This is a genomic window from Yersinia vastinensis (genome assembly GCF_902726565.1).
Lineage (GTDB): Bacteria > Pseudomonadota > Gammaproteobacteria > Enterobacterales > Enterobacteriaceae > Yersinia > Yersinia vastinensis.
In genome coordinates this window covers 65,828-88,339 of record NZ_CACVAF010000015.1, presented here as the reverse complement: position 1 = coordinate 88,339, position 22,512 = coordinate 65,828, and the positions used below count along the sequence as shown (strand labels likewise).

The following is a 22,512-nucleotide window of genomic DNA, read 5'->3' as shown; positions in this document are numbered from 1 at the left end:
TGCCTCTTTTCTACTGACTACGTCGTGCCAGCCAATAAATTATGACTGGCACCTATTTGATCTGCCTGTTTGTTGTGATGAGCAGATATTGTCTTACTGGGAGCTTGTATTATGCCTGTTGCGCTGCTGGCATTGGCACTGAGTGCTTTTGCTATTGGTACTACTGAATTCGTCATTATGGGGTTACTGCCCCAAGTGGCTGGTGACTTACACATCTCAATTCCCACCGCCGGCTGGTTAATCAGTGGTTATGCGCTAGGTGTGGCTATCGGCGCACCCATAATGGCTGTATTGACTGCCAAATTACCGCGTAGAAAGACATTATTGCTATTAATGGTGATATTCATTATTGGCAACCTGATGTGTGCATTGGCGTACAGTTATGACTTCTTGATGCTGGCTAGGGTCATTACCGCATTGTGTCATGGGGCGTTCTTCGGTATTGGTGCGGTAGTTGCGGCTAATCTGGTGGCACCAAATCGACGGGCTTCTGCGGTAGCGTTGATGTTTACCGGCCTAACATTGGCAAATGTGCTGGGTGTGCCGCTAGGCACTGCGTTGGGGCAGGCTTTCGGCTGGCGTTCAACATTCTGGGTGGTTTCTGTTATTGGCTTGTTCTCGTTGGCCGCACTCTACAGCAAGCTACCGTCTTCTCAAGAGGAAGCCCCAACCGAGTTACGCAAAGAGATTGCCGCACTGCGAGGTGGGGGTATCTGGCTGTCTTTGTTGATGACCGTTTTCTTTGCCGCTGCTATGTTTGCTCTCTTTACATACATTGCGCCAATACTGACTGAGGTAACTCAAGTTTCTGAGCACGGCGTCAGTTGGACCTTATTACTGATGGGGCTAGGGTTAACCTTGGGTAATATTGTAGGGGGGCGGCTCGCTGATTGGCGCTTGCCTGTTAGCCTCACCATGACTTTCTTGCTGATCGCAATATTCTCGGCTCTGTTTAGTTGGACGAGTCATTCATTTCTGGCTGCGGAAGTGACATTATTCCTATGGTCCGCTGCCGCATTCTCCGCAGTTCCTGCATTGCAAATTAACGTGGTCACCTACGGTAAAAAAGCCCCTAATTTGGTCTCGACACTCAACATTGCCGCTTTTAACGTCGGCAATGCGCTGGGGGCTTGGGTCGGTGGGGTCGTGATTAGTAAAGGTTTAGGATTGACCGCTGTACCGCTAGCGGCTGCCGTACTGGCTGTGATGGGTTTACTGCTGTGTCTGTTTACCTTTTCTAGAGCGCGCAGCCGTCAGGCAAAAACGGCGTAATGCGGGTAAAAATGAATATCAAGGGGTAATCACTGTCGCCAGTCGACGCTGGAAGGTGATTGCCTGTTGTTTTAAATGTTCAATAAACGTTTCTACCAAAGTTGATGAGGGGCGGTGCATTGGCTGTATTAAACTGATCGTAAAAGGGATCTCAACACTAAAAGGCCGCACACAAACGCCTCCAGTAGAGCCTTTGCTGATGTAATCCAACGCGGTTAATGGGTTAACGATTGAGACACCCACCCCCTCGCGCACCATAGCGCAAACTGATGCCGCACTGTGAGTTTCCAGTACCAATCTGCGGTTAATTCCTTGTTCACTAAACAGATTATCCAGTAACTGGCGATAACTGTCGGTGACTGACAAACTAATAAAATTCTCACCTTGGAAATCTTGCGGTGTCAGCACTGCTTTGTGTCGCAACGGATGGTCGCTGGGCAACACGCAAACCTCATTTACCGTCATTAAAGCGTGACGCAGAGTACCTGCCGGAGTCTGAGAGTTTTCAGTTAAACCCAGATCGTGGCGCTGGGCTGAAAGCCACTCTTCTAAGAGCGGCGACTCCTGTGGGATAACACTCAGGCTGACTTCTGGATAGCGTTCAATAAAAGGTTTACACACACTGGGAAGCAATGACTGAGAAAATACCGGCAAACAGGCAATAGAAAGCTGTGCATGTTGAAATTGCCGGATTCCTTCAGCGGCCTGTTTGATGCGATCAAGCCCGTAATAAGAGCGCTGTACTTCTTCAAATAGACGCAAACCTTGCACCGTGGGATAAAGGCGGCCTCGTACCCGGGCAAACAGTTTTAATTGAACGATTTGCTCAAAGCGGGCCAGTTCACGACTGACGGTGGGTTGTGATGTCTGGAGCAATAATGCGGCTTCGGTCAGGTTGCCGGTCGTCATTACCGCATGAAAAATTTCTATTTGCCGTAGGGAAATGGTGGGCATACAGCGCTCCTGCGGTGTCGGAAAAATCATCGAATCCATATCATAGATGAATAGACTCTGGGTAAATAGATATTTTCCTAACGCTTGCTTCATTGTTAATAATGGTGCATCAGTGAAATCCTGTTTTTCGCCCAACAAATTAATGACTCATTATCAGGAAAGCCTTATGCCACGTGCACTTAACGATACTTCTTCGGCACTGACTGCCCAAAATTTAATTGCCTTGCCAGAGCGTTTTGGCTGCCCGGTATGGGCCTATGATGGTGATATCATTACTCATAAAATCAATCAATTACGCAGTTTTGATGTTATTCGTTTTGCGCAAAAAGCGTGCTCGAATATTCATATTCTGCGTTTGATGCGCAGCCAAGGGGTTAAAGTTGACTCAGTCTCGTTGGGTGAAATTGAACGCGCATTACAGGCTGGCTTCCAACCGGGTTTGGAACCCGCTGAGATTGTCTTCACGGCGGATCTACTCGATCAAGCGACATTGTTGCGGGTGACAGAATTAAATATTCCGGTGAATGCGGGTTCCATCGACATGCTGGATCAACTGGGGCAACATGCGCCCGGCCATCCGGTTTGGTTGCGTGTCAATCCGGGCTTTGGTCATGGGCACAGCCAGAAAACCAATACTGGTGGCGAAAACAGCAAGCACGGTATCTGGTATGAAGATTTACCTCACGCCATTGAGAAAATTGAGCAATATGGCTTAACGCTGGTGGGGATTCACATGCACATTGGTTCTGGTGTTGATTATCAGCATCTGGAACAAGTCTGTGATGCCATGGTGCAGCAGGTTATTGATCTTGGGCAGGATATCAGTGCTATCTCTGCGGGTGGAGGCTTATCAATCCCTTACCAAACAGGGGATGATGAGATCGATACTGAGCATTATTATGGCTTATGGAATAGCGCCAGAGAAAAAATTGCTGCGCATTTGGGACATCCGGTCAGTCTTGAAATTGAACCAGGCCGTTTCTTGGTTGCCGAGTCCGGGGTATTAATCGCGCAGGTGCGGGCGGTGAAAAATATGGGCCGTCGACACTATGTTTTAGTTGATGCGGGTTTTAACGATTTGATGCGCCCGGCCATGTACGGTAGCTATCACCATATTTCGTTGCTGCCTGCGGATGGGCGCTCACTTGTGACAGAGCCATTAATTGATACGGTGGTTGCTGGCCCACTGTGCGAGTCAGGCGATGTGTTCACACAAGAAGCGGGTGGTGGATTGGAAACCCGTGCGTTACCGGCCGCTAAAATTGGCGATTATTTAGTATTCCACGACACTGGGGCCTATGGCGCATCAATGTCGTCTAACTACAACAGCCGCCCTTTATTGCCGGAAGTGCTGTTTGAGCAAGGGCAACCACGTTTAATCCGCCGCCGCCAAACCATCGAAGAACTGATGGCATTAGAACAATTTTAATTCTATTGGGCCTATTACCTCAGCGGTAATAAGGCCCCGGCACTACCGATTCCCGCAGTTTCAACTCACCAGTAAAGGGAGAGAGAGGCTGCACTTTTTTCCCCGCAATCAGCCGTAATGCCTGAGTAACCGCTGCTTCAATCATGGCATCAATGGGGAGATAAACGGTTGATAGTGCAGGTTGTAAATAAGGTGCGGTGGGCTCATCATCGAAACCAAACAGTGAAACTTCCTCCGGCAACTTTTTCCCCGCCTGAATGAGGGCTTTCATCGCCCCAATCGTCATATCATCATTATAAATAAATAGGGCGCTGAACGTGAGATTACGGGCTAATAATGCCTGACAACCTTTGTATCCGTCGGGTACACCGCTATCACCATGAATAATTAATTCATCTTTGAGCGGAATCCCGTGTTTGGCCAGTGCTTGTTGATAACCGGCAAGGCGCGATTGTGCGGTGGCTGTGGTGATAGGCCCAGTGATGCAACCAATGTCACGATGCCCTTGTTCAATCAAATAGTTAACGGCATTAAATGCTGCTTGCTGTTGTTCGAAGAACACACAGTGCTCCCGCGCTTGTGGTAAATCGCGGTTAATCACCATCAACGGAGTGGATACGTTGGCAAGCAACTGCATTAAATCCACCTCAGACATTGAGCGGGTATAAAGAATAATGGCGTCGCAGCGGCGGTCGGCCAGTAACTGAACGGCTTGTTGCTCACCCTCTGGTGTATCGTGACCGTCAGTCACAATCAGATGCTTGCCACTGGCTTCAACCAGTTTGGCGGCCTGATGGAGTAGGCGACCAAAATAGGGGCCTTCAAAGTTGGAAACGACCAACCCTATGCTATTGGAGCTTTTGTTTGCCAGTGATTGCGCCAGAAAATTAGGGCGATAACCCAACTCATCCATTGCTTTAAACACGGCTTCACGGGTGCTCTCTTTGACCTGCCCGGTACCATTGAGCACGCGGGAAACCGTGGCCTTGGAAACACCTGCGCGCAAAGAGACATCCAACATGGTAATCATCAATTGTAGACCTCTGGCTGGGGGCGAATCTTGTGCGTAACTGCCGGATATAGCGGCAGTTTAGCATAGCGCGGGAGGAAGGTTGTTGCTCTTTGTTATTCGCCGATGTTAGTCATCTGCCACCATTTGCGGGCTGGCGACGGAATGACGGCGAACCAGTGTAGGGCTGAACATATTGGTGATTTCTGGCAGGGGAGTGTTATTGGCCAGTGCTAGTGCCAATTCTGCCGCTTGTGTCGCCATTGCCACCACTGGGTAGCGGATGGTTGTCAGCCGTGGGCGCAGATACCGCGAGATCAAAACATCGTCAAAACCGATCAATGAAATCTCTTGCGGCACTTCGATGCTGTTATCACTGAGTACCGACAAAGCTCCGGCCGCCATGGGATCGTTATAACAGGTGACTGCGGTGAAATGCTTGCCACGCCCAAGTAGGTCAGTCATGGCTTGCTCGCCACCGATTTCATCAGGTGAGCCGTAAGAGACTAAGCGGTCGTCAACCGGAATACCAAATTCTTTCAATGCATCCAGATAACCTTGGAGACGATCAGCGGCGTCCGAAATTTCATGATTGGAGCAAATGATTGCGATCCGTTTGTGCCCCTGCTGGATCAGATGACGCGTGGCTAACCAGGCGCCATAGCGATCATCAAGCGCGACACAGCGGGTTTCAAAACCGGGTAAAGTGCGGTTAATCAACACCATACCGGGGATCTGTTCCATTAATGACGTCAATTCCTCATCTGATAATTTTTTGGCGTGCACCACTAAAGCGGCACAGCGATGACGAATCAGCTGCTCAATCGCTTGGCGCTCTTTTTCAGCATCATGGTAACCGTTACCAATCAATAGAAAATTACCGGTCGCATAGGCCACTTGCTCTACGGCTTTAACCATCGAACCAAAGAAAGGATCGGAGACATCAGAAACAATCATACCCACGGTTTCTGTAGATTTTTGCGCTAGCGCCCGTGCATTGGCATTCGGGTGATATTGCAGTTGTTCCATGGCACTGCACACCGCTGTTCGTGATGCCTCACTGGCCTTGGGCGAGTTATTGATAACACGAGATACCGTTGCGACGGAAACACCCGCCAGCTTGGCAACATCCTTAATAGTGGCCATTTTTCTTCCAGAGATTTTTAGGGTAATCGCTTACATCACTCAGTTTTGCGGAAAACAGGGCGGTCCGCAAGGGGGGATGATCGCAACTTGATGAGAAAAAATCAAAGAACATGAAATTAGGAGAATTACCGGTAGACACCAGATGAGGTTGCGCGCGCTTTAGTACAAAACGGCACACTTTAGACAAAATTGTGCTTTGGTCTTCCCCTTAGGGGAATGCTATTTTTACGACCTATTTAATTGCCAGAGATAGCCATGTCCATTACCCGTTACCCCCAGCTTGCCCACTGGGGCGCTTATACCGCTGTAGTTGAAGATGGCAAACTTATCCGCTGCGAACCTTTTGTTGGTGATTCCAATCCGTCGCCCTTATTGGATTCTATTACGCCAATGGTCTATTCCGACAAGCGTATCCGTAAACCCGCCGTTCGCCGCTCATGGTTACAGCAGCGAGAAAAGAGTGATCGTACTCTGCGTGGGCGGGAAGATTTTATTGAAGTGGACTGGGATGTGGCGCTGGACTTGGTGGCTGAAGAGAATCGCCGAGTTAGAGATAAATACGGTGCTTCAGGGTTGTTTACCGGGTCTTATGGTTGGTCTTCTGCGGGGCGCTTACACCACGCACGTTCATTAGTCCGGCGTTTTTATTTCAGTGGTGGTGGGGGTGTTGATCAACTGGGTAACTATAGCTGGGGGGCGGCACAATTTTTCTTGCCCTATGTCATAGGGACGTTTAGCCCGCTGACCGGCAGAGTGACCTCTTGGCCAAGTGTGGTTGAACATTGCGAATTGTTTATCGCTTTTGGTGGATTGGCACTGAAAAATGCTCAAGTTTCCTCTGGCGGTTCGGCGGAGCATTCATTAAAGCCATGGCTGGAGAAGCTGGCACAAAAGGGGACGCCGGTCATTAACATCAGCCCAATGCGGGATGACTGCCCAGCTTTTGTAAATGCGGAATGGATACCTATTCGCCCAAATACGGATGTTGCGCTGATGCTGGCGTTGGCTTATGAGATACAGCGTGTTGAGGCACAGGATGAGGCTTTCCTGGCAACCCATTGTGTGGGCTATGAGCAATTAGCTGATTATATTCGCGGAGCGGATGACGGAATCGCCAAAACACCGGAATGGGCCAGCGATATTACTGGTATTCCGGCAGCAAGAATCGCCCTCTTGGCGCAGCAGCTTATCGGTGTACGCAGCTTTATGACTTGCTCTTATTCTGTCCAGCGCGCACATCGTGGTGAGCAACCTTACTGGATGGTGATTGCCTTATCAGCCATGTTAGGGCAAGTGGGGCTACCGGGTGGTGGCTTCTCCTTTGGGCACGGCTCAATGAATGGTGTCGGCAATCCACGGATAGACACGCCGGGGCCAAGTATGTCCACAGGGAAAAACCCAGCAGGGTTGGCGATTCCGGTGGCGCGAATTTGTGACATGTTGCTCCAACCGGGGCAGCTTTATCAGTTTCAGGGCGAAACCCATACTTACCCAGATATTCATTTAGTGCATTGGGCAGGCGGTAATCCCTTCCATCATCATCAGCAATTGAACCGGCTGGTGGAGGGATGGCAAAAGCCGGATACCGTGATTGTGCAGGATATTTGGTGGACACCGGCTGCGAAAATGGCAGATATCGTGCTACCAGTGACCAGTTCACTGGAGCGAAATGATATTGGTGGTTCGTCAAGGGATCGCTATGTCTTGGCGATGCATCAGGCAATTGCTCCGCAGCATCAGGCGCGAAACGATTTTGATATTTTTGCTGACTTGGCTGAACGTTTAGGGTATCGCGATGCATTCACTGAAAACCGCGATGAGATGGCATGGATCCGGCATATTTATCAGGAGTGTGGTGTGGCACAGCAACCTCACGGGGTTGAGTGGCCTGACTTTGACACCTTCTGGCAACGTGGCCATGTGGATTTACCCGCCCCACAGAAGGAGTTTGTTTTCTTTGATGCCTTCCGTAACGATCCTCAGGCCCATCCGTTGCAAACGCCCAGTGGCAAGATTGAACTATTCAGTGAAAAGATAGCCAGTTACCAATATGAGGATTTTGCCCCACACGCGCAATGGAAGCCGCCAGTCGAGTGGCTAGGATCATCACTGACGGAGCAGTGGCCGTTACATTTGATCTCTATCCAGCCGGAGGATCGCTTGCACAGCCAGCTTGATCCCGCTCCTTTGGCACAGGGGAACAAAACGGCGGGGCGAGAAACACTCTATATGCATCCACAAGATGCTGCGCAGCGTGACATTTCTGAGGGCTGCGAGGTGAAAGTCAGCAATTTACGTGGTCATTGTCTGGCGGGCGTGCGTATCACCGATGGCGTGACGCGGGGTGTGGTGTTGATGGCCACAGGGGCATGGTTTGATCCCGGTTTTGGCGCTAAACAGCATAAAGTAGAGCAATCTGGTAATCCCAATGTTTTGACATTGGATATTGGTAAATCACGTTTGACCCAAGGCCCGAATGCCATGAGTTGTTTAGTGGAAGTCGCGCTGTGTTAATTGGCTGAGGTATGTACCGTAATGAATTACAAACCTTTTCGTCTTTCTGACAATGTTCACTACTGGTTACACTTTGCACGCAAATGTTGCGATTACGTGCTGGCTGTGGTTTCACAGAAACGGATACAGTAGTGGTCCCAGAGGTATTAATTGGTGAGTAATCAACATACGCTGTGTGTTAAAAGCCAGTTTTTTATTTGCACCGACCTACGCAGATGCGTAGGTTTTTTTTTATTTGTTCTTTTCCCCCCGATTATCAGTGTGCTCTTAGATAAAAACCCGCCAGAATTATAGTATCCTGTTTGCACCTTTCTTAATCATTGTTCATTGACTTATAGGGAAATAGACATGGGTTATCGCGCACTGCGTGCTCTTTTTCGTGGGTTATTTCGTGTCACCATTGAGGGTGTCACTGACCAGTTCTCACATCAAAAGCTGATTATTACACCGAATCATGTCTCTTTCCTTGATGGTGCTTTATTAGCCCTGTTTCTGCCAATCAAGCCTGTGTTCGCCGTTTATTCCAGTATTACGGAAAGTTGGTATATGCGCTGGTTGAAACCTTATGTGGATTTTGTTGCGCTTGACCCAACCAAGCCCATGGCAATCAAACACTTGGTTAGATTGGTAGAGCAGGGGAGGCCGGTGGTTATCTTTCCTGAAGGGCGCATCACTGTCACTGGTTCTTTAATGAAAATCTACGACGGTGCTGCATTTGTTGCTGCTAAATCAGGGGCTACAGTTGTTCCAGTCCGCATAGAAGGCCCTGAGTTTACTCATTTTGGGCGGCTCGGCGATGTGTTAAAAGTCCGCTGGTTCCCGAAAATCAGTATTCATGTCTTGCCGGCCACGACATTGCCTATGCCACAGGCCCCACGCGCTCGTGATCGCCGGGTGCTTGCGGGTGAGCGCTTACATGCCATTATGATGGCGGCGCGGATGACGGTTCAGCCAAAAGAAACCTTGTTTGAAGCACTATTATCAGCTCAAACCCGCTACGGGCGCTTTAAACCTTGCATCGAAGATATTTCATTTAAAGAAGATAGTTATCAAACTCTGCTGAAGAAAATCCTCGGTGTCAGTCGTATCCTGCAACGTTTCACTGTACCGGGGGAGCATGTCGGCATGCTGTTACCGAATGCGACTATCACGGCGGCTGCGATTTTTGGTGCTTCCGTGCGCGGACGTATTCCAGCACTTCTTAACTACACCGCGGGTGCCAAAGGTCTGAGCAGTGCTATCACCGCAGCGTCATTGAAGACCATTGTCACCTCACGTCAGTTTCTGGAAAAAGGCAAATTAACACATTTGCCGGAACAGGTGACACAAGCCAACTGGGTCTATCTGGAAGATTTGAAAGATACTGTCACGCTTGCGGATAAGTTGTGGATTTTATTCCATTTATGTTTCCCACGCCGAGCAATGGTGCCACAGCAGGCTGATGACAGTGCCTTGATTTTGTTTACCTCAGGTTCAGAAGGTCATCCTAAAGGGGTGGTGCACTCACACGCTAGCTTATTGGCGAATGTCGAACAGATCCGCACCATTGCAGATTTCACACCGCGTGACCGCTTTATGTCCTCTTTGCCACTGTTTCATGCTTTTGGTCTGACGGTTGGGTTATTCACCCCCTTGATGACTGGCAGCCGTGTATTTCTTTACCCCAGCCCGCTGCATTATCGGGTGGTGCCTGAACTGGTGTATGACCGTAACTGCACCGTATTATTTGGGACGTCAACCTTCTTGGGTAACTATGCTCGTTTCGCCCATCCTTATGATTTTGCTCGCTTGCGCTATGTGGTCGCCGGAGCCGAGAAGTTAGCTGATAGCACCAAACAGATTTGGCAGGACAAATTTGGTATTCGTATTCTGGAAGGGTACGGTGTGACGGAATGTGCACCGGTGGTGGCGATTAACGTGCCAATGGCAGCCAAAGTGAATACTGTTGGCCGTATTTTGCCGAGTATGGAGTCCCGGCTGATTCAGGTCCCGGGCATCGAAGATGCTGGGCGGCTGCAACTGCGTGGCCCCAATATCATGCGCGGCTACCTCCGAGTAGAGAATCCCGGTGTGCTGGAACAACCCTCGGCTGAAAATGCTCAGGGTGAGCAGGAAGCGGGTTGGTACGATACTGGAGACATTGTTGCCATTGATGAACAAGGGTTCTGCGCCATCCGTGGCCGAATGAAACGCTTTGCTAAATTGGCTGGAGAGATGGTCTCACTGGAGAGTGTCGAGCAGTTGGCGCTACGCCTCTCCCCTGAGGGACAACATGCGGCAGCCACGAAAGCAGATAGTGCCAAAGGCGAAGCCTTGGTGCTGTTTACCACGGACAGCGAGATAACCCGCGAAAAATTGAGCAAAACCGCGCGGGAAAATGGTGTGCCGGAGCTGTACGTGCCACGTGATATTCGCTTCGTGAAAGCCTTACCTCTGCTGGGGAGCGGTAAACCTGACTTTGTGACGTTAAGTAAAATGGCTGAAGACCCGGAGATGAGTGTATGAGTCAGCAAGCATTAGCAGAGAAACCACTACTATCCCGAGGAATGATTGCCGTACTTTGCGCGCAGTTTTTCTCCGCTTTTGGCGACAATGCGCTACTTTTTGCCACATTGGCATTAATTAAACAGCAGCTATATCCCGATTGGAGTCAGCCAATTTTACAAATGGCTTTTGTCGCGACCTATATCATTCTGGCACCTTTTGTCGGGCAATTTGCCGATAGCTTTGCCAAAGGGCGAGTCATGATGGTGGCGAACGGCCTGAAGCTGGCTGGCGCACTGGTTATTTGCTTTGGCTTCAACCCATTTCTGGGATATAGCCTAGTGGGCGTGGGCGCTGCGGCCTATTCACCGGCTAAATATGGCATTTTGGGCGAAATCACCTCTGGTGAGCAATTGGTGAAAGCCAACGGCATGATGGAAGCTTCAACTATTGCCGCCATCTTACTGGGTTCGGTCGCCGGAGGTGTGCTGGCCGATTGGCATCTGGTGGTGGCTTTGGGTGTTTGTGCGCTGGTTTATGCCATCGCCGTGGTTGCCAATATGTTTATTCCGCGGTTAGCGGCTGCGCGTTCGGGGAGTTCATGGCGGCCAAAGGCAATGACCAGCAGTTTTTTTGCCGCTTGCCGAATTTTGTGGCGTGATGGCGAAACCCGTTTTTCATTGGCGGGAACTAGCCTGTTTTGGGGGGCAGGGGTAACACTACGTTTCCTGCTGGTATTGTGGGTGCCGATTGCGCTGGGGATTACCGACAATGCCACTCCCACACTGTTAAATGCCATGGTCGCTATTGGGATTGTGCTGGGGGCCGGTGCTGCAGCTCGCTTTGTCACACTGAAAACCGTAAAACGCTGTTTACCTGCGGGTGTGTTGATTGGCGTGGTGGTCGCTATTTTTGCCTTGCAACACAGTATGCCGATGGCGTATTTATTGCTGATTATTATCGGGATTTTAGGCGGATTTTTTGTTGTTCCTCTTAATGCTTTATTGCAGGAACGCGGCAAACAGAGTGTCGGGGCAGGTAATGCTATCGCTGTGCAAAATTTGGGTGAGAACACCGCGATGTTGTTGATGCTGGGGCTATTCTCGGTTGTGGTGAAACTGGGTGTGCCAGTTATCGCTGTGGGTGTTGGTTTCGGCGTGGTCTTTGCTCTGGCGATAGCATTACTCTGGGGCTGGCAGTGGCGGCAACTGCGCCGTAAGGCGACGGAATGACTCGATAATAAAAAGGCCGCAGCAGCGGCCTTTTTGCTCTTTAAACATGGGTAGAATTAAGGGGCAGGAATAGTAAAACGAGTATGAATCTCTTCCAGTCCATCCAACACTTCCTGACTCAACACCACATTTTGGCTATCAATGTTACTTTTCAGTTGTTCCAAAGTCGTCGCGCCCAACAAGGTGCTGGCAACAAAGGGTTGTTGGCGTACGAAAGCCAGCGCCATTTGCGCCGGATCTAATCCGTGACGTTTTGCGAGAGCAACATATTCAGCTACCGCTAATTGGGCTTGTGGCCCGGTATAGCGAGTAAAGCGGCTAAATAAGGTATTACGCGCCCCAGCGGGTTGTGCGCCATTGAGATATTTCCCGCTCAACGTCCCAAATGCCAGACTAGAATAAGCCAGCAACTCAACACCTTCGTGCTGACTAATTTCAGCTAGGCCAATTTCGAAGCTGCGATTAAGTAAACTGTATGGGTTTTGAATTGAAACAATACGCGGCAAGTCATGTTTTTCTGCTAATTGCAGATAACGCATAACACCCCAAGGTGTTTCATTCGAGACACCGATATAGCGAATTTTACCGGCCCGCACCTGTTCATTCAGGGCTTCCAGTGTCTCAAGCAATGTGACAACGGCGGTCTGCTCGCTGTAGCGATAATTCAACTTACCAAAACAGTTGGTTTCCCGCTGTGGCCAATGTAACTGGTAAAGATCAAGATAATCGGTATTGAGGCGTGTAAGGCTAGCATCCAGCGCAGCGCGGATATTTTTCCGGTCCAGTGCCATATTCGGGCGAATCGGTTGATCGCTCCCGCGTGATGGCCCGGAGACTTTGCTGGCTAAAATGATTTTTTCTCGGTTTCCGCGCGCTTTGATCCAGCTACCAATATATTGCTCGGTTCGCCCTTGAGTCTCTGGTTTTGGCGGCACGGGGTACATTTCTGCGGTATCTATCAAGTTAATACCAGCTGCAACGGCATAATCCAGTTGAGCATGGGCATCGGCTTCACTGTTTTGTTCACCAAAAGTCATGGTGCCCAGACCCAGCAGGCTTACTTCTAATGAACTGTGGGGAATACGATGATATTGCATTGCCGACCTTCCTTAATGTCTGAAATTATCAGGCCATACCCTGCGTACCTGACGGTGCAACGCCAATAATTTGGGTATAAGTCAATTCCGACTATAACGAAGCACTGCGGCAGGGGGAAGAGCGCAAGGCGAAAGTGCAGTAAAAAGCGATAAACGGGCACGGCAATGCGCGCCCGGAGAGAATGATGTTGCTCTATTTTTTGGTGGACTGATTTTTTTTCCCACGCATGAGATTCAAGGTTTCGACGCCCATGGAGAAGAACATGGCGAAATAAATGTAACCTTTTGGAATGTGAATTTGGAAACTTTCCAGCATCAACGTGAAGCCAACCAAAATCAGGAAAGACAATGCCAGCATTTTGACTGAGGGATGACGATTAACAAACTCCCCAATCGGCCTGGCAGCAAACATCATCACGCCTACAGATATCACGACAGCAGCCATCATAATAAACAGATGGTCTGATAGCCCAACGGCGGTTATCACCGAGTCTAGGCTGAAGATAATGTCGAGCAGCATGATTTGCACAATAGCGGCGAAGAAAGAGCTGACATTACTGGTGTGCTCAGTATCACTGCCTTCAATGGTTTCATGGATTTCTTTACTGGCTTTCCAAATCAGGAATAGCCCCCCGAGCAGCAGAATCAGATCCCGCATAGAGACACCGTGACCGGCCACAGTAAACAGTGGTTCAGTTAGGCGAATAACCCAGGCAATAGAGGCAAGCAGTGCCAGACGCATGAGCATTGCCCCCGCTAAACCTAAACGGCGGGCTTTGTTCTGTTGTGCTTTGGGTAATTTTGCGACCACCAAAGAGAGGAAGATTATATTGTCTATCCCAAGAACAATCTCGAGAATAGTTAACGTGCCCAGCGCCAACCAGGCATTTGGATCGGCAATCCATTCAAACATTGCGCCTACACACCTTACGGAAACACAAAAATACAATTATACGCTTTTATTTATTAATCGGTACATATCCTAGGTAATTGCTATTGTTGCCAGACAATCAATAAGCGAATTCTGCGTTACAGTAAAAAGTGTCGGGCTAACATTGGGCCTGTGAACGTTTTTTTCAGATAAAAGCCGCGGGGCAGAGTCATTATAGGCTGGCCTTGCTCGCCAATGGCTTCCGTCAGTGCACGGCTGTTGGCCGCTTTCGGGCGCAGTTGTAATACTTCGCCGTGGCGTGCAGTAATGGTTTCGACTTTTCCCAGAACGATAAGATCCATTAACTCTTCCCAATCGCGTCGCAGCAGTTCTTCCTCTTCTTCATTCGGGCTCCACAGTAAGGGCGCGCCGACTCTGCGTTCAGCTAAGGGGATTTGTCGCTCCCCTTCCACAGGCACCCACAATACTCTGGCTAACTTGTGTCGCACATGGCTGCTTTCCCAAGTGATACCACTGTTGCCCGTCAACGGGGCAACACAGACGAAAGTTGTCTCCAGTGGCTTACCTTGCGCACTAATAGGAATCGTTTTCAGCTCGATACCGATATCCGCAAAATCCTGTTCAGGTTTACTGCCGGCGCTAGCTCCCAGATAAAACTCCAACAACATGCCAACCCAACCCTTTACACGTTTTAGATCCGCCGGAATAACCCATTGCGCTTGAGCCGCTAGTTCGCCAAGAGTAAAACCTGACAAAGCTTGAGCACGCTGTAAAAGCTGATGTTCATCAGTGGGTGGTGCTGGAGGCAGTGAATAAACAGACATGGATAAAAACCTGCTAAAGTCGGTTAAAAAACAAGCTGAAATAAAAGTGACTGTAGATGTATTGTTGTTCAGTACGGCAGAAATGAATAATAGCATGATTTAACGGAAGTTTTCTTTCCTTCCGCTCAGGAAATGCTTTTATTCTGACTATCTTGTGCACTTGTTGACAGGAATAATGAACAGGATCTTACACCTATTTATCCACAGATTTATGGGATAACCTCAGTAAATCACGATCACTGGTTCAATTTACAGCCTTGACGGCAGGTTTTTTTGCGAGTTTCACTCTTTTTTGCATAACTTTACCCCATTATCTGTGGATAAAAACCACATTGATGGATCTTTAGCCAGCGCCAGATCTAAAACGGATATAGATCACATTTTTGCTGGGTGGATACCTGTGGGAAACCTGTTATTTTATTGAAATTAATCATTTATTTTTTTTTATATTTTTGGCGTATAATAACGTTAAAATGAGTTGTACCTGCTTTTCCCTAGAGTTCTGCACACCTATATCCACAGAAAAAGTGAATAAAATAGAGCAAGTAGCCCCTAGGGTGTTTATAACTTTGCTAATATCTGTGAGTTATCCCAAAGTTGTCAGGTTTTGCTGGCGGATAAGCAGTGGTTTACCGCCTGTTACTAGTGTGAAACAATCAGGGTATCTTTGAGTATTAAGCTTATCGAGGTAGTCCGGTGATCGATGATGATGGCTACCGCCCGAACGTGGGTATTGTAATTTGTAATCGGCAGGGCGAAGTGTTGTGGGCCAGGCGTTATGGTCAGCACTCTTGGCAGTTTCCTCAAGGGGGAATAAACCCCGGAGAGACGCCAGAGCAGGCTATGTATCGCGAACTTTTTGAAGAGGTAGGACTTAACAAAAAGGATGTCCGAATTCTGGCTTCAACTCGTAACTGGTTACGTTACAAATTACCAAAGCGTTTGGTGCGTTGGGATACAAAGCCGGTATGCATCGGCCAAAAACAGCGATGGTTTCTACTACAGTTAATGTGTAATGAAGCCGATATCAACATGCAACGCAGTAGTACCCCGGAGTTTGATGGCTGGCGCTGGGTCAGTTATTGGTATCCGGTGCGTCAGGTGGTGTCTTTTAAACGTGATGTTTATCGTCGCGTAATGAAAGAGTTTGCGCCAACCGTAATGCCTGTGCAGGAGGCCGCTCCGCCACGGGTGCCGCCCGCTTATCGCCGTAAAAGAGGTTAAGTTAAGCCGATCATGCTCACGCGTTTGCGAGAAATAGTTGAGAAAGTGGCGATGGCAACCAGCCTAACGGATGCGTTAGAGCTGTTGGTCAATGAAACCTGTCTGGCGATGGACACGGAAGTCTGCTCGATTTATCTGGCAGACAATGACCGCCGTTGTTATTACCTGATGGCGACACGGGGTTTGAAAAAACCCCGTGGTCGCACTATTACACTGGCTTTTGACGAAGGTATCGTCGGGCTGGTAGGGCGTTTGGCCGAGCCAATTAACTTGGCTGATGCACAGAGCCACCCTAGCTTTAAATATGTTCCCCAAGTTAAAGAGGACCGCTTTCGTGCGTTTCTCGGGGTGCCTATTATTTATCGCCGCCAATTACTTGGTGTGCTGGTGGTTCAGCAACGTGAGCATCGTCAGTTTGATGAGAGCGAAGAGTCGTTCATGGTCACGCTGGCGACACAACTGGCTGGCATCCTGTCTCAATCTCAGCTTAATGCGATTTTTGGTCAATACCGCCAAACCCGAATCCGCGCACTGGCTGCAGCCCCCGGCGTTGCGGTAGCTGAAGGCTGGCAAGATACTTCACAGCCTTCCCTCGATTTAGTTTATGAAGCTTCGACACTCGATCCTGCTCTGGAGCGTGAACGTCTGACTCAGGCATTGGAAGAGGCTGCGGCTGAATTCCGCCGTTTCAGTAAGCGCTTTGCCGCCAGCTCACAAAAAGAGAGCGCGGCAATTTTCGATCTCTATTCTCACTTGCTCAATGATGCCCGCCTAAAACGCGAGCTTTTCGCCCAAATTGATGCCGGTTCTGTGGCTGAGTGGGCGGTTAAGCAGGTGGTTGAGCAATTTGCCGCACAATTTGCCAGCCTACAAGATACCTACATGCGCGAGCGTGCCAGTGATTTACGCGCACTGGGCCAGCGTTTGTTATTCCATCTCGATGATAGCACCTCAGGGGCCAGTCAATGGCCCGCGCGCTTTATTCTGGTGGCCGATGAGCTAACTGCCACGCTATTAGCTGAGGTCCCGCAGGATCGCCTGGCGGGTGTGGTGGTAAGAGACGGTGCAGCCAACTCTCATGCCGCCATTTTAGTGCGCGCCATGGGGATACCGACCGTAATGGGTGCGGATATTCAACCTTCGCTGCTTAATCAGCGTCTCTTGATTGTCGATGGTTATCGTGGCGAGGTGCTGGTTGATCCTGAGCCAGTGCTGGTTAAAGAGTATCAGCGGCTGGTTACTGAAGAGATCGAGCTGAGTAAACTGGCGGAAGATGATGTTGAACAACCGGCAGCCCTGAAAAGTGGTGAGCGAGTTCAGGTTATGCTTAATGCGGGTCTTAGCCCGGAGCATGAACAGCTACTGGGTGGGCGGGTTGATGGTGTTGGTCTGTACCGTACCGAAATCCCTTTCATGCTGCAAAGTGGTTTCCCATCAGAAGAAGAACAAGTCGCACAGTATCAAGGTATGTTGCAGCTTTATCCCAATAAATCGGTCACGCTAAGAACGTTGGACATTGGTGCCGATAAACAGCTGCCTTACATGCCTATCAGCGAGGAGAATCCTTGCCTAGGTTGGCGTGGTATCCGCGTTACGCTGGATCAGCCGGAGATCTTCTTGATCCAAGTCAGAGCGATGCTTAGGGCTAATGCAGGAACCGGTAATTTAGGTATTTTATTACCGATGGTCACCAGCCTGGAAGAGGTCGATGAAGCAAAACGCCTCATTGACCGCGCCGGGCGTGAAGTTCAGGAAGTTCTGGGTTATGAATTGCCACAGCCTAAATTGGGTGTGATGGTTGAAGTGCCGGCGATGATTTTCATGCTGCCTTACCTAAAATCGCGGGTGGATTTTATCTCGGTTGGCACCAATGACCTAACACAATACCTGCTGGCGATGGATCGCAATAATACCCGTGTGGCTTCACTCTATGACAGCCTACACCCTGCGGTGTTGCAAGTGCTCCGTCATATTTTGACTCAAGCGACACAGTCCGGTCTTCAGGTGAGTTTGTGTGGTGAAATGGCCGGTGACCCTATGGGCGCGTTATTACTGATTGGGTTGGGTTATCGCAATCTCAGTATGAATGGCCGCAGTGTGGCACGAATTAAATACTTGCTGCGCAATATCGAGTTAGCGGATGCACAAGCCTTAGCCGAGCGAGTATTAGCCGCTCAAATGACGACGGACGTGCGCCATCTCACGGCAGCATTTATGGAGCGAAGAGGGCTGGGCGGGTTAATCCGAGGCGGGAAATAATTATTTTTCCTTAGCGCTGTTGGCTGCTCTTGCTTACCCGAGTCACTGCGTTGAGCCAAGGATTCTCTTGTACAGGGGATCATTGTTTACAGAACTTTTCTCCAAGCGGCTTTCCAGACACACTCTGCCCTATGCTATTATGCGCTACCTGTAGCCCTAACTGGGCAAGAACAATAGACATTTCGTGGTGATAGATGAGCAATAGCTATCTGGCGTTTCCAACATTTGATCCGGTCATTTTCTCCATTGGCCCAGTTTCCCTTCATTGGTATGGCCTGATGTATTTGGTGGGTTTTGTCTTCGCCATGTGGCTGGCAGTTCGTCGGGCCAATAAGCCCGGTAGCGGCTGGACCAAAGAAGAAGTCGAAAATCTCCTTTACGCCGGGTTCCTTGGGGTGTTTGTCGGTGGGCGTGTCGGTTATGTCCTGTTCTATAACTTGCCGATGTTCCTCGATAATCCACTGTATCTGTTTAAGGTATGGGATGGCGGCATGTCATTCCACGGCGGCCTGATTGGTGTTATCTGTGTGATGCTGTGGTTCGCCCGCCGCACTAAGCGCCATTTCTTCCAAGTTGCTGACTTTATTGCGCCTTTGATTCCGTTTGGTCTAGGTGCCGGTCGTCTGGGGAATTTTATCAATGGCGAATTATGGGGCCGAGTAACCACCGATACCCCGTGGGCAATGCTCTTCCCGACCTCGCGTGGTGAAGATATTGCGATTGTTGCTGCCGATCCCGCAAAATGGCAGGCGATATTCAATCAATACGGTGTATTGCCACGCCACCCTTCACAACTGTATGAAATGATCCTTGAAGGGGTGGTGCTGTTTATCATCCTGAATCTGTTTATACGTAAGCCGCGTCCGATGGGCAGTGTTTCCGGCTTGTTCCTGATTGGCTATGGTGTGTTCCGTATTATCGTGGAATGTTTCCGCCAGCCAGATGCGCAACTTGGTTTGTTCGACGGCGTGATCAGCATGGGGCAGATATTATCTGTACCTATGATTCTGGCCGGTATCATTATGATGATTTGGGCGTATCGCCGTCCTACGCAACAACTTTCGTGAGGTAACATGAAACAGTATCTGGATTTGATGAAAAAAGTGCTGGCAGAAGGCACACCTAAAGATGACCGTACCGGAACCGGGACTGTATCTATCTTTGGGCATCAGATGCGTTTCAATTTACAAGACGGCTTCCCGCTGGTGACCACCAAACGTTGCCATCTGCGCTCCATCATCCATGAACTGTTATGGTTCCTTAATGGCGATACCAATATTGCTTATCTGAAGGAGAATAACGTCTCAATTTGGGATGAATGGGCAGATGAAAACGGCTCACTTGGCCCGGTGTATGGCAAGCAATGGCGTGCATGGGGGGCTGCTGATGGCCGTAAAATTGACCAACTCAGCAATGTAGTGCAGCAACTGAAGCAAGACCCTAACTCCCGCCGTATCATTGTTTCTGCGTGGAATGTGGGTGAGCTGGATCAAATGGCACTGGCGCCTTGCCATGCTTTCTTCCAGTTCTATGTTGCTGATGGCAAGTTGTCTTGCCAGTTGTATCAGCGCTCTTGCGATGTGTTCCTTGGCTTGCCATTTAACATTGCCAGCTATGCATTACTGGTGCATATGATGGCGCAGCAATGTGATTTGGACGTGGGTGATTTTGTCTGGACTGGGGGCGATACGCACCTATACAGCAACCATATGGAGCAAACACAGCTGCAATTGAGCCGCGAACCACGGGCATTGCCAAAGCTGATTATCAAACGTAAACCTGAGTCATTGTTTGATTATCGTTTTGATGATTTTGAAATTGAAGGATACGATCCTCATCCGGGAATCAAAGCTCCCGTTGCTATCTAGATATTGCTGATTCTGACCGGAGCTGTGATGGCTCCGGTTTTATATTTTTATCCTTCACTACTTCACTACTTCACTACTTCACTACTTCACTACTTCACTACTTCACTACTTCACTACTTCACTTCTGAGCGACTCCTCACCTTTGGTAATAATTGCGAGCCACCCCGCAAGCTTTGCTGAATTTCTGTCGTCATAAATAAAGTTTTGCGCACCTTTCCTAAGCTTGATAACCCGTGGCTGGAATTTGAATTCCAGCGCCGTAAACTCGCGGGATGAAAATAAATACATCACAATATTCCCTACGTCTTATAAGGAATAATGCCCTTATAAAACAAAAAGGTATCAGCCTTATTGAACTACTACTGGTTATTGCATTGGTTGGAGCAATGGCCACATGGGGAGCGCAAAGTTGGCATCATTATCGACAACGAGAGAGGCTCGTGGATAGCGCTCGGCAGTTACTGGCCTTCTTAACGCACATGCAGGCAGGGGCTAATCGTGGTAACTACACGGCACTATTATGGGTACAGCCTAATGGGCGGGGGTGCTTAGGTAGGGGTAATAAACCTTTAACCCACTGTTCTTCAATCACAAACTCAATATTTATCCCCCCTTATCCTGATGTGGTTCTTACGATTGCCTTGAAAAAAGAAATAGGTTTCTTTGGTGTGAGGAACACGGCACAAGCAGGGAATATCATCCTCAGTAACCCCGTTGGGCGCATCAGACTGATTATTTCCAGCCGTGGGCGGATGAGGCTGTGCAGTGAAGAACAATCGATGGCAGGTATTCATGTATGCCAATAATAACCAAAGAGTCAGTAATATCAGGCCATTTTTTACCGAGATATATGACGGGTTTTACCCTGCCGGAAATGATGCTGGCATTGAGTATAGGTAGCTTGATTATGATGGCCGCGACGCAGGCCTTCCCTAAATTGCATCGGCAAATTTCACTATTGCAGCAACACTACCATCTGGAGTTAGCACTAAGTCAGGTCATGGCTGCGCTGGAAAAAGATCTGCGACGGGCAGGGTTTTGTCATGGTGAGTGTCAGGGAAAAGCGATGACAACACATCATTATCCGGGAGAAACAACAAATTCGTGTTTGATTATGGCTTATGACCTTAACCGTAATGGCCGATGGGAAGGGGAGAAACATTCGGAGTCTGAATATTTTGGTTATCGCCTACGCAATAAAGCATTAGAAGGCCAGCGCGGTGAATTGAATTGTTCGAGCCGTGGTTGGGAAAAACTGTTTGATCCGCAAGAGATTACGGTTACACACTTTTCTGTTGATCACTGGTCTCAGCTAACCTCAGGAAAGGTTTATAGGGTGAAGTTGGCCGGGCAACGAACGGGTAATCCGGCAATTCATCATCAGCTCACTTATACGATTCGCGGCAATAACCTATGAAACTGAATCGTCAACAAGGGGCGAGCACCTTGGCTGCCGTCGCCACACTTTTTGCCCTTGGTTTGTTTCTGCTGTCAGCGTTACACCGGCAATTAGATAATATTCAGCAAATTACAGCTGAGGAGCAGCACCATTTAAGGGCTTTTAATCAGGCGACATCATCATTGAATTGGGGGATAAAGCAGCGCTGGGTATTTGCTATGCCGTGGCGAGCTGGGGCTACTTGGTTATGCAATGAGCATCAACAATATGGTTTGAAAGCCTGCCTTAAACCGGCTTCATTGGCTGGTTATTTTATCCTCAGGGGCGAGAGCCAAGCTTTTAATATCCCGTTGATACTGTATCAACGCGTCAAACTGCATACAGAGAAAGATCATGAGGATGGCTATCAATTGGTTAAAGCCCCACATGGTTGGTTGGATTTTTGCCCTGACAAGGATGACCAATTTTGTATTTACTGAAAGCTCCTTATCCACGCCTACTGGCTAAATCCTCATCCCACCCACATGGGCAACAGGGGTTTAGTTTGCCGGAAGTGCTTATTGCTGCATTGTTTTTCACGGTTTCACTATTGGGATTACTGCAATACCATCAGGCGCTTTTGCAAGGGTTCTCCGCTTTATGGCAACAGCGCCAGGCATGGTCTTGGCTTAATCAACATATTGAGAGTGGAGCAGATAATATCCCCTCAAAGCAGTTGAACTCTGAATTGGCACCTAACTGGCACTATCAGCAATCGATGGCTAGGGTTGATGGGGAGTGTACGGAGCTTAATTTTACGCTAACAATACCACCAGCACGACAGGCAAAATTAAGTCGCTGGTTTTGTTCTTAGAGAGGTGAGCACTCATGCGGCATCAGGCGCGAAAGCGGGATAATGAAGATAACCTA

General features: G+C 49.0%; 19 protein-coding genes. 13 read left to right on the top strand and 6 right to left on the bottom strand.

Going from position 1 to position 22,512, the window contains the following annotated elements:
- The first annotated feature begins 111 nt into the window (after positions 1-111).
- Entirely contained in the window at positions 112-1,272 is a 1,161-nt protein-coding gene (locus HUZ92_RS18570; RefSeq protein WP_050140276.1) for an MFS transporter, read from the top strand.
- A gap of 18 nt (positions 1,273-1,290) precedes the next feature.
- On the opposite strand, the gene HUZ92_RS18565 is transcribed toward HUZ92_RS18570, so the two are convergent.
- Positions 1,291-2,226 carry a LysR family transcriptional regulator gene (locus tag HUZ92_RS18565; RefSeq protein WP_050140311.1) on the bottom strand — a complete coding sequence of 312 codons (936 nt, stop codon included), beginning with the start codon at positions 2,224-2,226 and terminating at the stop codon, positions 1,291-1,293.
- Between the two features lie 166 nt (positions 2,227-2,392).
- On the opposite strand from HUZ92_RS18565, the gene lysA reads away from it, so the two are divergent.
- Positions 2,393-3,655 carry a diaminopimelate decarboxylase gene (lysA, locus tag HUZ92_RS18560; RefSeq protein WP_050140277.1) on the top strand — a complete coding sequence of 421 codons (1,263 nt, stop codon included), beginning with the start codon at positions 2,393-2,395 and terminating at the stop codon, positions 3,653-3,655.
- A 19-nt stretch (positions 3,656-3,674) separates the two neighbouring features.
- On the opposite strand, the gene HUZ92_RS18555 is transcribed toward lysA, so the two are convergent.
- Positions 3,675-4,685 carry a LacI family DNA-binding transcriptional regulator gene (locus HUZ92_RS18555; RefSeq protein WP_050098075.1) on the bottom strand — a complete coding sequence of 337 codons (1,011 nt, stop codon included), beginning with the start codon at positions 4,683-4,685 and terminating at the stop codon, positions 3,675-3,677.
- Between the two features lie 108 nt (positions 4,686-4,793).
- On the bottom strand, positions 4,794-5,810 hold the full coding sequence (galR, locus tag HUZ92_RS18550; RefSeq protein ID WP_050098076.1) for an HTH-type transcriptional regulator GalR: 1,017 nt from the start codon (positions 5,808-5,810) through the stop codon (positions 4,794-4,796).
- Between the two features lie 255 nt (positions 5,811-6,065).
- On the opposite strand from galR, the gene HUZ92_RS18545 reads away from it, so the two are divergent.
- The 3 genes from HUZ92_RS18545 (at position 6,066) to lplT (ending at position 12,040) form a co-directional block, all read left to right on the top strand.
- The gene (locus tag HUZ92_RS18545; RefSeq protein ID WP_145579479.1) at positions 6,066-8,324 is read left to right on the top strand and encodes a molybdopterin guanine dinucleotide-containing S/N-oxide reductase; all 2,259 of its coding nucleotides are present in this window, start codon (positions 6,066-6,068) and stop codon (positions 8,322-8,324) included.
- Positions 8,325-8,672: 348 nt separating this feature from the next.
- Positions 8,673-10,829, top strand: coding sequence for a bifunctional acyl-ACP--phospholipid O-acyltransferase/long-chain-fatty-acid--ACP ligase (gene aas / locus HUZ92_RS18540; protein ID WP_145579478.1), 2,157 nt, complete (start codon positions 8,673-8,675; stop codon positions 10,827-10,829).
- Positions 10,826-12,040 carry a lysophospholipid transporter LplT gene (gene lplT / locus HUZ92_RS18535; RefSeq protein ID WP_050296104.1) on the top strand — a complete coding sequence of 405 codons (1,215 nt, stop codon included), beginning with the start codon at positions 10,826-10,828 and terminating at the stop codon, positions 12,038-12,040. The genes aas and lplT overlap by 4 nt, the downstream gene beginning before the upstream one ends.
- Positions 12,041-12,096: 56 nt before the next feature.
- Here lplT and HUZ92_RS18530 read toward each other — a convergent pair whose 3' ends face one another.
- The 3 genes from HUZ92_RS18530 to mutH form a co-directional block, all read right to left on the bottom strand.
- A complete protein-coding gene (locus HUZ92_RS18530; protein ID WP_050098080.1) occupies positions 12,097-13,137 on the bottom strand; it encodes an NADP(H)-dependent aldo-keto reductase in 1,041 nt (346 codons plus the stop codon).
- 193 nt (positions 13,138-13,330) lie between these two features.
- A complete protein-coding gene (locus tag HUZ92_RS18525) occupies positions 13,331-14,050 on the bottom strand; it encodes a TerC family protein (RefSeq protein ID WP_050098081.1) in 720 nt (239 codons plus the stop codon).
- Positions 14,051-14,166: 116 nt separating this feature from the next.
- The gene (gene mutH / locus HUZ92_RS18520; protein ID WP_050140280.1) at positions 14,167-14,853 is read right to left on the bottom strand and encodes a DNA mismatch repair endonuclease MutH; all 687 of its coding nucleotides are present in this window, start codon (positions 14,851-14,853) and stop codon (positions 14,167-14,169) included.
- 696 nt (positions 14,854-15,549) lie between these two features.
- Here mutH and rppH point away from each other — a divergent pair.
- From rppH to HUZ92_RS18480, 8 genes are all read left to right on the top strand, one after another.
- On the top strand, positions 15,550-16,077 hold the full coding sequence (gene rppH / locus HUZ92_RS18515) for an RNA pyrophosphohydrolase (protein WP_005165374.1): 528 nt from the start codon (positions 15,550-15,552) through the stop codon (positions 16,075-16,077).
- A 12-nt stretch (positions 16,078-16,089) separates the two neighbouring features.
- On the top strand, positions 16,090-18,336 hold the full coding sequence (gene ptsP, locus HUZ92_RS18510) for a phosphoenolpyruvate--protein phosphotransferase (RefSeq protein ID WP_145579477.1): 2,247 nt from the start codon (positions 16,090-16,092) through the stop codon (positions 18,334-18,336).
- A 194-nt stretch (positions 18,337-18,530) separates the two neighbouring features.
- A complete protein-coding gene (lgt, locus tag HUZ92_RS18505; RefSeq protein ID WP_050098084.1) occupies positions 18,531-19,403 on the top strand; it encodes a prolipoprotein diacylglyceryl transferase in 873 nt (290 codons plus the stop codon).
- A 6-nt stretch (positions 19,404-19,409) separates the two neighbouring features.
- Positions 19,410-20,204 carry a thymidylate synthase gene (gene thyA, locus HUZ92_RS18500; protein ID WP_050140281.1) on the top strand — a complete coding sequence of 265 codons (795 nt, stop codon included), beginning with the start codon at positions 19,410-19,412 and terminating at the stop codon, positions 20,202-20,204.
- Positions 20,205-20,476: 272 nt separating this feature from the next.
- Entirely contained in the window at positions 20,477-21,010 is a 534-nt protein-coding gene (locus tag HUZ92_RS18495) for a prepilin peptidase-dependent protein (RefSeq protein ID WP_050098086.1), read from the top strand.
- A complete protein-coding gene (locus HUZ92_RS18490) occupies positions 21,001-21,621 on the top strand; it encodes a prepilin peptidase-dependent protein (RefSeq protein WP_050098087.1) in 621 nt (206 codons plus the stop codon). Before HUZ92_RS18495 ends, HUZ92_RS18490 begins: the two co-directional genes overlap by 10 nt.
- Positions 21,618-22,082, top strand: coding sequence for a YgdB family protein (locus tag HUZ92_RS18485; RefSeq protein WP_050140283.1), 465 nt, complete (start codon positions 21,618-21,620; stop codon positions 22,080-22,082). Before HUZ92_RS18490 ends, HUZ92_RS18485 begins: the two co-directional genes overlap by 4 nt.
- Positions 22,070-22,456 (top strand): prepilin-type N-terminal cleavage/methylation domain-containing protein, encoded by a 387-nt coding sequence (locus HUZ92_RS18480; protein ID WP_050098089.1) that lies wholly within the window; start codon positions 22,070-22,072, stop codon positions 22,454-22,456. Before HUZ92_RS18485 ends, HUZ92_RS18480 begins: the two co-directional genes overlap by 13 nt.
- Positions 22,457-22,512 lie beyond the last annotated feature (56 nt).